9 protein-coding genes are annotated in these 11872 nt (G+C 37.1%); 5 read left to right on the top strand and 4 right to left on the bottom strand.

The annotated features are described in order from the left end of the window. Nucleotides 1-3: 3 nt before the first annotated feature. The 4 genes from IC610_RS09955 to IC610_RS09940 form a co-directional block, all read right to left on the bottom strand. The gene (locus IC610_RS09955; RefSeq protein WP_191736716.1) at nucleotides 4-2769 is read right to left on the bottom strand and encodes a TonB-dependent receptor; all 2766 of its coding nucleotides are present in this window, start codon (nucleotides 2767-2769) and stop codon (nucleotides 4-6) included. 70 nt (nucleotides 2770-2839) lie between these two features. Further along, nucleotides 2840-5392: a vWA domain-containing protein gene (locus IC610_RS09950; RefSeq protein WP_191736715.1), complete on the bottom strand. Its 2553-nt coding sequence runs from the start codon at nucleotides 5390-5392 to the stop codon at nucleotides 2840-2842. An 11-nt stretch (nucleotides 5393-5403) separates the two neighbouring features. Beyond that, complete coding sequence (locus IC610_RS09945; protein WP_191736714.1) at nucleotides 5404-5922, bottom strand: RNA polymerase sigma factor; 519 nt, start codon at nucleotides 5920-5922, stop codon at nucleotides 5404-5406. A 273-nt stretch (nucleotides 5923-6195) separates the two neighbouring features. After that, nucleotides 6196-7089, bottom strand: coding sequence for a helix-turn-helix domain-containing protein (locus IC610_RS09940; protein ID WP_191736713.1), 894 nt, complete (start codon nucleotides 7087-7089; stop codon nucleotides 6196-6198). 540 nt (nucleotides 7090-7629) lie between these two features. Between IC610_RS09940 and IC610_RS09935 the strand changes: the two genes are divergently transcribed. The 5 genes from IC610_RS09935 (at nucleotide 7630) to IC610_RS09915 (ending at nucleotide 11774) form a co-directional block, all read left to right on the top strand. Beyond that, entirely contained in the window at nucleotides 7630-8613 is a 984-nt protein-coding gene (locus IC610_RS09935) for an aldo/keto reductase (protein ID WP_191736712.1), read from the top strand. 11 nt (nucleotides 8614-8624) lie between these two features. Next, nucleotides 8625-9242, top strand: a complete 618-nt coding sequence (locus tag IC610_RS09930; protein WP_191736711.1) for a flavodoxin family protein — start codon at nucleotides 8625-8627, stop codon at nucleotides 9240-9242. 97 nt (nucleotides 9243-9339) lie between these two features. Further along, a complete protein-coding gene (locus tag IC610_RS09925) occupies nucleotides 9340-10206 on the top strand; it encodes a helix-turn-helix domain-containing protein (RefSeq protein WP_191736710.1) in 867 nt (288 codons plus the stop codon). A 232-nt stretch (nucleotides 10207-10438) separates the two neighbouring features. Next, on the top strand, nucleotides 10439-11131 hold the full coding sequence (locus IC610_RS09920) for an NAD(P)H-dependent oxidoreductase (protein WP_191736709.1): 693 nt from the start codon (nucleotides 10439-10441) through the stop codon (nucleotides 11129-11131). Nucleotides 11132-11168: 37 nt separating this feature from the next. After that, nucleotides 11169-11774 (top strand): NAD(P)H-dependent oxidoreductase, encoded by a 606-nt coding sequence (locus IC610_RS09915; protein WP_191736708.1) that lies wholly within the window; start codon nucleotides 11169-11171, stop codon nucleotides 11772-11774. Nucleotides 11775-11872: the final 98 nt, after the last annotated feature.

The raw sequence follows: 11872 nt of genomic DNA, 5'->3' as shown, positions 1-11872 counted from the left end.
AATTTAAAATTGAAATGAAACCATACATCCGAAACTTTTGTAAGACGGAAGATTAAAGAAATCCAGTCCGCGACCGCTGTCGAGATCGTAGAAATTCTGACTCGGATCCGCACCGGAATTGGCCTGCCAAAGCATTATGTTATTCACAAAAAGAGAAACTCCCAGACTTCGTCTGAAATTCCCGACATCAAATTTTGCTCCCAGCGAAACTGAATTGATTCTCACATAATCGGCATTCTGCACATAACTTTCTGCAACGCCTGTAAAGCCGTAGCGCGTCCAGCGGTTTTCAAAAACGGACAGATTTGGATCGTAGAAATCAACGGGAATTTGATTAACATTTCCATTTGCGTGAACTCCTGAAAAAACATAATTTTTTAGATTTCTGTCATCGCCCGAGGTCTTGGAACGCCCGTAATAGTCGAGCACCGCCTGAGTTCCGTTCCACAGTTGTCCGCCTTTTTTCCATTCCCAGTTGACGTCGAGGGTAAACATTTTATAGTTGAAAGTATGGGTAAATTTCATCACAAAATCCGGCGTAGGATCTGCAATTATTTTTTTACTGTTTGATGCTACCGGAAATCCGAAATCATCGATAATGGTTTGTCCGGCATTATTCGTTTCATAATAATTTCCGACAACAGCACCCAAAACCTGATCTTCGGACAAAGTTTTGTAAACATCCTGAAAACCTGACAAAGCAAGATTATTGTATCCAGATACAACCTTATCAACTACATCCCGATATTTGTAAAATGAAGCCTTGTTAGAAAACATGAAATTCTGCCCTATCCTTAAATTTCTGTAAGATGCATTCAGCTCTAAGCCTTTGTATGTATGGTCTGCGAGATTTTTGAGTGAAATTTTGCTGTTGTCAAAAACAGGAAAGATATCATTAATAATCTTTTTTTGAAAATAATCTACCCCGAAGGATACTTTTTGCCGATAATTAAAACTAAAGCCAACTTTAGATTCTGCAAAATCTATTGTAGACAGGTTTTTGAATGACTCTGCTTCTTGCAAAGGTAAATATTGAAAGCTGTTTTGTGCAGTCACTAAAGTAGTTGCATAAGAGGAAAACGAACGGGTAATATCTGGCTCTGAACTCATCTGAGTGTATGCACCGAGAATTTTGAGATTAGTGCCACTCCAAGCGAAAACATCTTTGAAATCGATGAATGCCGATGCTTTTGGAAGCCAATATTTATTATTTTTAGAGGTATTTGAAATGTAGAATGAGTTTCCGAGATTGAGACCGGCAACAAAGCCGGAATCATTATACTGCAGATCGTAATTGAAAATGTAGTCCTGAGAAGTGCGTTGATAGTTGTACTTTAAATTTTGTAAATGATGTGAAATATCTGTCTGCCTGTCATTAAAAATAGAATTGAATCTGAAAACGTGTGTAAAATCGTTTGGATCTAAAGTATATCCTACCAAAATACTCGCATTATACAAACCGTTATTCTGTTGTCTTTCGTTGATCAATCCGTTTGGAAAACCATTTGTAGATGATTTATAAATATCTATATTTCTAAAAAAAATATTTTCGTAGGATTGATTGATTTCAAATGTAAAATCGTCCCACCTTCTTGAGAGATTGAAACTGTACTTTCTCTGATTTGAAAGAAAATTATATTTATTATTCTGAACAAAAAGAAATTCCGGATTATCACCCAACTGACTGTAAGTTCTTTGCTGGCCATTGGCAAGAAAGCTTCCCTGATTATTGGAAAACGAAATTGGCGTGAGCAGAGATTCCTGATAGGCACGGTTGAAAAGCGCAATTCTGTTTGTATTCGTCGCCTTTGTTTCATCAAAATCAAATAATGCCTGAACTTTAAATTTCAAAACATTTGCATTCACTTTTGCTTTAAAAGTATTGTTGATGTCGTACTGACTGATAAAATAGGTTTGATTTTTATGCTGTCCAAAGTCCATTGAGAACCGAACCTTTTCATTGTAATCTTCTGATTTTATGAAAGCATTAATCTGCAGCTGATTGTGAAAGCCTACGGTGGTTGAGAAAAGTGAATTGTTATACGGTTTTGCAGAAGGCATTCCTGACAAAAGCGGAACCAGCTGACCATTAATATCGTAATCGTAGGGCTGAAAATTGTAGGCTAATGTTGAAATATCCGGGCCATAACTGAAAATTTCGTTGGTCTCGGGACCGCGCCAGATAAGATTTCCGCTCTGAGATCTTCCCTGCACGTATCTGTTCTGGGTTTGTGGAATTGCATTTCGGTTTCTGACCTCAAATGAAGTATTGAAACTTCCGTTGATAATCAGTTTGTTCTGCTCCTGCTTTTTTATTTTTAAAGTATCGCCATTCTTCTGCTTCAGTTTTCGGATTTTAACAAAATAAGAATCTGAGTTTTTTGAAAGATAATAATCCGGCTTTGAAATGCTGTATTCATCTGACCTGGGTTTTACAATAAGGCTGTCATAATCTTTTGATCTGATGGCTGACACAGATTTCTTCGGAATACGGTTTTCGAGAATATATTTTAATTCCTGAACTCCATACACAACCTGAATATTTTTACCGTTGTTCCAGACAAGAGTATCGTACTTCTGCGCCTGAATAATGGCAAAACCCTCTTCATCAGTTTCCTCATAAATGCCTGTATTTTTATTAAAAACTTTAATAAAGGCTTTTGGTTTTTTGTCTTTATCTAAAAATATTCCGGAATAATACTGCTGTGAATTCTGAGCAAACATCAGCTGAGCTGCAAATAAAGGCAGAAACAGATAGATTTTTTTCATCACGAATAATATGTCTAAAAATAGAGAAAAAAAAGAAATCTCCGAAGAAATTTCTTTTTTATGCTTCAATTTATTTATTTGAATTCCTGTATGTTTCCACGAGTCTCACATACTCCGCTCTGTAGCCATCCTCATCGTTTCCTCTGCCCTTTTTTCCCAGCTTTTCAACCTCCTTCAAATCTTTATTTTTAATTAAATCTGAATTTCTCAAAACCAAACCAAACCAAGCTACAGCAGAAGCAAATTTGAAATCATCACTCGCAGAAGATAGATTTTCATTTGAATTTTTCACTATCTGTACAATTTCCGAACTTGTATCGCCATCAGGTTTTTTATATCTGAATTTCACGGTTGCCAGTTCATCACTGAAATTTCCATCATTTGTGTTTTTAGTATATTTTAAGTCAGATTCTTTCGGTAAAAATTCAGATTTCACATCAGCCGGAATAATTTCGTACAAAGCCGTTACCGTGTGACCGCTTCCCAGTTCTCCGGCATCGATTTTATCATTTGAAAAATCTTCATTCTTCAGTTTTCGGTTTTCATAACCAATCAGACGGTAGGATTTTACATATTTCGGATTAAACTCGATCTGAATTTTTACATCTTTCGCAATTGCGTATAGAGTTCCGGCAAATTCTTTCCCAAGAAACTTATTGTCTTCCTGTAGATTATCGATGTAAGCGTAGTTTCCGTTGCCTTTATTAGCTAAAGTTTCCATGCGGTTGTCTTTAAAATTTCCCATTCCAAAACCTAAGCAGGTCAGAAAGACGCCGGATTTTCTTTTTTCCTCAATCAGGGTCTGCAGGTCGCCTGTTGAAGAAGTTCCCACGTTGAAATCTCCGTCTGTTGCGATGATCACACGGTTGTTTCCGCCTTTGATGAAATTTTCCTGAGCGAGTTTGTACGCCAGTTCAATTCCAGCACCGCCTGCTGTACTTCCACCTGCTTCGAGTTGATCCAAAGCTTCGATGATTTTATTTTTTTCTTTGGCTGAAGTCGGTGGTAAAACCATTCCGGCACTTCCGGCGTACACTACAATTCCTACTTTGTCGGTCGGTCTTAACTGATCCAGAAGCACTTTGAAAGATGATTTTAATAAAGGCAATTTATTCGCAGCATTCATCGAACCTGAAACATCAATCAGAAAGACGAAATTTGAATTCGGTAGTTTTTCCATCGGTAAATCTTTACCTTGAAGACCTATTTTCAATAATTTATGCTGAGAATTCCAAGGTGAATCGTTGTATTCAGTGTTGATTGAAAATGGCTGACTGTTTTTTGGCTGTGGATAATTATACTTAAAATAATTAATCATTTCCTCGATTCGAACAGCATTTCTGTTCACAACTTCACCATTGTTGATCATTCTCCGGATGTTGGAATACGCAGCCTTATCCACATCAATTGAAAATGTTGAAACAGACTGATTTTTTGTCAGTTCAAAGGGATTTTCTACAAAAGCATCATACTCTTCAGAATTCTGTTGGTGAATCTGTCTTGCCCTGTTGATGCTGTCCTGAACTTTCTGCAGTTTTTTAAATGCCTTTCTCTCTTTTCTTGAAAGTTTTTTGGTGGTCACCACTACCACTCCATTGGCGGCACGGCTTCCGTACAGAGCTGTTGCAGAAGCGTCTTTTAAAATTTGAACGCTTTCAATACTTTTGGGATCGATTTTACCTAAAATATTTCCAGTTTGTACTACACCATTTACCACATATATTGGCTGATTTGCTCCTGACAAAGTTCCTGCTCCCCGAATGGTAATATTTTGATTAAATCCGGAATTAATTTTTAAACCACCTACAGTTCCACGAAGGGAATTTAAAACATTATTGTTGTAAGGTGTACTGTCGAAATAGCCTTTCTGGTTTCCTGCAATTTGATTGACTTGAGGATTTAAAGTGTTATTCGAATCGCTTTTGCTCATTTTCCTTTTACCTGAGGAATTGATTGTGATTCCCGTTGCTTTTCCAGATAATGCAATATACGTATTGGGATTAGTACTTTGACTGATGTAAGAATTATCAACAATAGCATTAGAACTGACAATCACATCCTGTCTTTTCTTAAGTCCTAATGCTCCCGTTACAATTACTTCTCTAATATCCTTTGGCTTACTTTCAGATTCAGTTATAACATTCGCATAAACAGGTGCCTCAGGTATCACTTGATATGCAGGATCAGAATGATGACGCGGTAATGCAGGAGGGTCGAGAACAGGAATTGGAGGAGGCAAAACAGCGTCGTACGCTACAACTTCAGGTTTCTGAATTTCTGACTGCGAGCTCAATTCTTTTTCTAAATTAGATTTAATCAGGCTGTCGGTGGTCTTTACGTTTGATTGTATTTCAGGTACAACAGTATTTGTAGCAATTGCAGGTTTATCAATATGAGAATTTTCATTTCTATCAATAAAATAGAAAGCTCCCAAACCAATAATCAAGCTCGCCGCGATTCCATAAGGAAACCAAACAGGAACAGTCCGTTTTTTATCCTCTTTTTTATCTAACTTTTCTTCAACTTTCGCCCAAACTTTATCAAACCCCGGAAAAGTTGCCGGTTCTTCTGAAGATTGAGAAGCCTCGTTGAATTTTTTATCTATATCGTGATTGTTTTCCATTGTAAAAAATTTTAAATGTTGTGATTAACCAGAAGTTCCTGCAGTTTTTTTCTCGCAAAATTCAGTTGAGATTTTGAAGTACCTTCGCTGATGGAAAGCATGGTAGCGATTTCTTTGTGAGGATAACCTTCGATCGCAAAAAGATTGAAAATGGCTCTGCAACCTTCAGGAAGAAAATTCAACAGCTTCAGAATATCTTTTTCAAACGAGATACTGTCTGTAGGTGCTTCCTTTGACTCTACAAACTCTTCATCTAAAGAAATTTCAAGCGCTTTCATGCTTCTCAATTTCTGTAAACACTCATTCACGGCAATTTTCTTTGCCCAGGCTTCGAAAATTTCATGATTTTGCAGTTGATTCAGTTTTGTGAAAATTTTGTAGAACGTGTCGGCCAATACTTCTTCGATATCTTCATCGTTTTTCAGATAACGTTTGCAGACCGAGTACAGCTTTCCAGCCATTTTCTCGTAGACCTTCCGCTGGGCGTTGCGGTCGTTCCGCTGGCATTCTATCAGTAGTTTGTGTTCCATAGTGTGGCTTTATACCTTAACAGATGCAGAAAATTGAAATGAGGTTGGAAACATTTAAAACTTTTTCTAAATATACTGAATTTATTTCCTTTTTCTGTGATGAGCGATTAAAAATGATTTTTATTTAAGTTATCATCTGTGATTCTAATCAAAAACAAAAACCTCTTCCAGTAAAGAAAGAGGTTTCAAAATATGATCTTTTAAATAAGTTGAATTGGATAGAAAGTGCGTTTTAGAATTTCATTAATCTTTTCATTTAAATTAAACTTAAGATCAATTCAAACTCCTGTATTCATTAGGGCTCACCCCTACTTTCTGCTTAAAAAGCCTTGTAAAATGCTGTGGATATTTAAAACCTAAATCATAAGCGACCTGACTGATCGATTTATCAGCATCAAAAATCTTCTCTTTTGCAACATCAATTACCTTCGTCTGTATAAATTCCTGCGCTGTTTTTCCGGTTTCCTTTTTAATCAGATCACCAAAATAATTCGCAGAAAGATTCAGCTCATCTGCGCACCAGGAAACTGACGGCAAACCAATATTCTGAGGTTTATCTGAAGAAAAATAGTCATTCATCAGCTCTTCAAATTTTTCCAGAATTCCTTTGTTGGCGTTGTCTCTCGTAATAAACTGTCTGTCGTAAAACCGGATGCAGTAATTCAGGAAGAGTTCGATATTGGATGTGATCAGCATTTTGCTGTGTTTGTCAATAGATTGCTGCAGTTCGTAGGCTACTTTTTCAAAACACTCCATTACCAGTTTTTTCTCTTTATCTGAAAGATGCAGTGCCTCACTGGTGTGATACGAAAAGAAACCAAAATCCTGCATTCTCCTTCCCAATGGCGTATTCAGAAGAAGGTCCGGATGAAAAGCCAAAGCAAATCCTGTGGGCTGGTAAACCTCATCGCTCAACACTTCAACCACCTGTCCGGGAGCAAAAAACACCAAAGTTCCGTCCTGATAATCATAAGTATTATTCCCATATCGTAAATCGCCGCATTTGGTCTGTTTCAGCACCACACAGTAAACATTGAAAGTCATTTTATGCGCGGCCCTTGGATCAGATTTAGACAAATCAACTACACTAACCAACGGATGCAGGGTTTCGTTATTATTAAATTGATTATAATCATTTATGGTATTGAAGTTGGCAACTCTGGACATCTTTTTTGATTTTATAAAACAAAATTAGACAATAGAAATCAATGATTTACAGTTAACCGTCCAAATCAGTAAAAATGGTAAGAAAATCCGTAATCTGTATCATTCGGGCGTATCCCTTTGCATCCTCCGGCGCACAAACCCATAAGATGCAAGCGGGTCGGGCTATCCTCTATATCTTTTTTGTTTTTGCCAAAGCAATTTTAGGCTGAGCCTTTCAGGAGCCAGCGCAGAAAAACAAAAAAGGATGCCGTTTCTATCCCTTACGCAGAGAGCGAACATCAGTAATAATGGTAGAAGAAGCAGTAATCTGTATAACAGAACACCAATCAATTCATCAGACATTTGTAAAATCAAAAACGATCATTCACTAAAAATTTCTTTTGCATCACACAATGTGTTTCGTATATAATATGAGAAAGATATTTTGGAGAAATCACAGGCTTGAGAGTTCCGCTATCATAACAGGAGTAATGAATTTTGAATTTTTGAAAGGATAATAACTTAAATATCAGAAGAATAATCAAAATTAATTTAAAAAATATGAAAACAAGAATAGTAGGAACACAGGGCTTAGAAGTTTCCGAATTAGGATTAGGATGTATGGGATTAACCTTTGGTTACGGACCTGCAACAGATGAAAATGAAGCCGTCAAATTAATTCAGAATGCTTACGATTTAGGCGTAACATTTTTTGATACGGCTGAGGCATACAGTCAGGGTGGAAATGAAATATTGTTAGGCAAAGCCGTAAAATCTTTCAGAGATAAAGTTATTATTGCAACAAAATTCGGTTTTCAGGATGGCGATGCTTCGAAGGGTGTTGACAGCCGTCCGGAACGCATCAGAACGGTAGTTGAAAATTCATTGAAATATCTTCAGACTGATGTTATCGATTTGCTGTATCAGCACAGAGTTGATCCGAATGTTCCGATGGAGGACGTAGCCGGGACGGTAAAAGATTTAATAGCAGAAGGGAAAGTAAAATATTTTGGAATGAGCGAGGCTGGCGCTGAAAGTATCAGAAAAGCACACGCAGTTTTACCTGTAACGGCTCTGCAAAGCGAATATTCAATGTTTTTCCCTGATGTGGAGAAAGAAATTCTACCATTGCTGGAAGAGTTGGAAATTGGTTTTGTACCGTTCAGTCCGCTGGGAAAAGGTTTTCTGACGGGAGCTATCAACGAAAACACTCGGTTTGCAAAAGATGATTTCAGAAATACAATTCCGAGATTTTCTGAGGAAAACAGAAAAGCCAATCAGACTTTGGTGGATTTACTGAAAAGAATTGCCATTGAAAATGAAGCCACGCCAGCACAGATTGCTTTATCGTGGTTGTTGGCTCAGAAGCCTTTCATCGCTCCGATTCCGGGAACTACGAAGCTTCACCGTCTCCAGGAAAATGTGGGCTCAACCGCTGTTGAATTAACGTCAGATGATTTGGCTAAAATCAGAGAGTCTTTAACTCAGATTGAAATTGTTGGAGAGCGTTATCCGCAGCATTTACAGCAGAGAGTTGGAAAATAAAACAATGAAGTATGATTTTAAAAATTAAAAATTTAACTGTAATCATATTCTCATTGCTAATGATGTCCGGTTGTGCAAAAGCTCAGGAAAATAGGAATGCAAAAAACATTTTAATTGTTTATTTATCAAGAACCAAAAATACGAAAGCCGTTGCCGAAATGATTCACCAAAGCGTTGGAGGAAATTTGGTTGAACTGGAACTGGAAAATCCCTATCCCGAAGATTATAAAAAAATTGTAGAACAGGTTCAAAAGGAAAATGAAACCGATTTTCTTCCAAAACTCAAAACAAAAATCGACAGCATCGAAAAGTACGATGTTGTCTTCATTGGTTTTCCGACCTGGGGAATGAAACTGCCACCACCGGTGAAAAGTTTTCTGAAAGAATATGATTTAAAAGGCAAAACCATTATTCCTTTCAATACCAACGCAGGTTATGGCGCAGGAAGCAGTTTTGAAACTGTAAAAGAATTAGCTCCGAATTCAAAAATTCTGGAAGGATTTTCTGTAGAAGGCGGGAAAGAGCGTGATGGGGTTTTGTTTGTAATGAAGGGCAAAAAAGAAAGAAAAGTTCGGGAAGAAGTGGAAAAATGGCTTAAAAAAATCAATTTTAAGTCAAATAAAAAGTAGTGTGAGTATTAAAAATCCAGACCCTGCTTAAAATGAGAATTTTGCGTTTGATAAGCTGATTTAAATTAACAGAATTTCAATTTTATACCTTTGTAATATGAAACTTTTCAAAGACTTCACTGCCTACAACGATTACCTTGGTTTGCCAAAACCTTTAGACAATGACATTGACGTTGGATTTTACGACCCACCAAATATGTTGTCGAAGTCAGAGGCGATTGCGGTGGATTTTTACAGGATTTCATTTAAAATAAATCTTAAAAATAGAAATACACCAGACTCAAAACCAATTACGGCGGTCTTTTTTAACAGTCCAGATATGGTGGTTGATGAAGGCTGGGATGTGGAGCCAACGTACGAAGGTATGTACCTGCAACTTTCAAAGAAATTCATTGAAGAAAACAGATATTTATTCAAAACATATCTGGATTACGGGCAACACGAAGCTTTGTATTTAACGAGCGAAGAAGTGGAAGAAATTTCTGCCGTTTTTAAACTGATGATGAAATATTACGAAAGTGAAAAACGCAATTTCAATGTGTTGCTTTCTTATGTTAACGTGTTGGTTTCGTTAGTAGAGGCATTTTATAAAAGACAGTTTTCCACCGATCCGAAACAGTACAATCACATCGTTACCGATTTTCAGCAAAGCATCATCGATTATTATAATCAGCCAGTTTCGCAGCTACCGAATGTGCAGTATTTTGCAGACAAACTGGGTTTGACGGCGAATTATCTTGGCGATATTGTGAAACATTTCACGCAGAAATCGGCTCTGGAAAACATCCACGATTTTGTCATTAAAAAAGCCAAAGAATTACTGCTGGAAAATCAAAAAATGAATACCACTGAAGTGGCTTACGAATTGGGATTTGAATACCCGAATTACTTTTCTAAATTCTTTAAAAAACAGGTCAGTCTTTCGCCGAAAGAATTCCGATTACAGGCGATGAATAGGAATTGAGTGAATGTTGTGTTTTGCAGCCCGACTTGAGTGAAGCTCTTTTTGTGATGAGGAACGAAGAGCAAAAAAGCGGGAACGGAAGGCGGATTAAGCTGCCCAAATAAATATAAAATAAACGTCTCCAAAAAAGGCGTTTTCAGTTATCAGTAATTTGTTTCTTTTTTTGTAGTAATCTGTTTCCGTGTGAAGGAATACAAGCTTTTACCTTTGTCCTATCATTTTAAATAAAAATATGAAGGGAAAAATTATATTGATAACCATTTTAACAATGTTATCATTCGGCACAAAAATCAGTGCTCAAAACAAGGCTGCAAAAGACAACAATAAACAGCAAACGGTTTTATTACTCAATGCGCATTTAACGTACAAAGGTTTTTCTGAAGGCAAGCTGAACGAGGCATTTTATGATCAGGCCAAAGCATTTTTTCTGTCGCAAAATTTCAAAGTTTTGGAAACGAAAATTGAAGACGGTTATAATGTAGAAGAAGAAGTGAAAAAACATCTGCAAGCCGACATCATCGTTCTCCAGACGCCTGTAAACTGGGAAAATACGCCGTGGATTTACAAAAAATATGTTGACGAGATTTTTACCAATGCCATGTTCAGTCAAAAATTTTTAACCGGTGATGGTCGTTCGGAAACAGATCCAACCAAACAATATGGAACCGGCGGAAAAATGTACGGTAAAAAGTTTCTGCTTTCCGCTACCTGGAATGCTCCCGAAGAGAGTTTCAACAATCCGAAAAATCAATTATGGAAAGGAAAAACTGCGGATGACGCGCTGTTCAATATCGGTTCAAACTATTCGTTCGTGGGCTTTGAAGTACTTCCGGGATATTATTGCTACGATGTTTTTCATAACAAACACATCAAAGAAGATCTGGAAAATTATCCAAAATATCTGAAAAAAGTATTCGGACTTTAAATTTAAAATCAATTAAAAATATTCAAATAAAATCATAATGAATTCAGCTAAAAAAGTACTGCTAATCAATACTCATTTAAACTATCCAAACTGGTCTGAAGGCCTTCTGAATGATGCTTTCCACCAAAAGGCAAAAGTTTTTTTTCTGTCAGAAGGTTTTGAAGTTTTGGAAACCAAAGTAGAAGATGGCTATGATGCCGATGAAGAAGTTGAAAAACATTTGCAGGCCGACATTATTATTTTGCAAACGCCCATCAACTGGTTTGGTGCACCGTGGATTTATAAGAAATATGTGGACGAAGTTTTCAACAGCGGATTGCTGAGTGCCAAATTTTTGGCTGGCGACGGCAGAACCAGAGAAGATTTAACCAAACAGTACGGAACTGGCGGAAAAATGCATGGCACAAAATTTATGGTTTCCGCAACATGGAATGCACCCAAAGCGAGTTTTGATGATCCTAATCAGGTTCTTTTTGAAGGCAGAAGTACTGCGGATGCGCTCATTCAGATTACCAGCAATTACCGTTTCTGTGGTGTTGAAGTGGTGGCGGATTACAACTGTTTCGATATTTTCAAAGACGGCGATATTGCAGGAACATTAGAAAATTATCCGAAGCATCTGAAGAAGGTTTTTAAGTTGTAAAACCCCTTGAACATGTCAAAAGCCGAAGCAGACACTTCGGCTTTTTGTATTTATAATCAAAATTGATCTGTAAAATTCAAACTTCCATCTTACTTCTT

The sequence above is a fragment of the Chryseobacterium caseinilyticum genome, from assembly GCF_014837145.1.
GTDB lineage: Bacteria > Bacteroidota > Bacteroidia > Flavobacteriales > Weeksellaceae > Chryseobacterium > Chryseobacterium caseinilyticum.
The sequence above is the reverse complement of the archived record's forward strand: the minus strand, read 5'-3'. Positions and strand labels throughout refer to the sequence as shown.

Coding starts and splice junctions, on each gene's coding strand:
- IC610_RS09955 (WP_191736716.1), bottom strand. CDS start 2,769: ATGAAAAAAATCTATCTGTTTCTGCCTTTATTTGCAGCTCAGCTGATG.
- IC610_RS09950 (WP_191736715.1), bottom strand. CDS start 5,392: ATGGAAAACAATCACGATATAGATAAAAAATTCAACGAGGCTTCTCAA.
- IC610_RS09945 (WP_191736714.1), bottom strand. CDS start 5,922: ATGGAACACAAACTACTGATAGAATGCCAGCGGAACGACCGCAACGCC.
- IC610_RS09940 (WP_191736713.1), bottom strand. CDS start 7,089: ATGTCCAGAGTTGCCAACTTCAATACCATAAATGATTATAATCAATTT.
- IC610_RS09935 (WP_191736712.1), top strand. CDS start 7,630: ATGAAAACAAGAATAGTAGGAACACAGGGCTTAGAAGTTTCCGAATTA.
- IC610_RS09930 (WP_191736711.1), top strand. CDS start 8,625: ATGATTTTAAAAATTAAAAATTTAACTGTAATCATATTCTCATTGCTA.
- IC610_RS09925 (WP_191736710.1), top strand. CDS start 9,340: ATGAAACTTTTCAAAGACTTCACTGCCTACAACGATTACCTTGGTTTG.
- IC610_RS09920 (WP_191736709.1), top strand. CDS start 10,439: ATGAAGGGAAAAATTATATTGATAACCATTTTAACAATGTTATCATTC.
- IC610_RS09915 (WP_191736708.1), top strand. CDS start 11,169: ATGAATTCAGCTAAAAAAGTACTGCTAATCAATACTCATTTAAACTAT.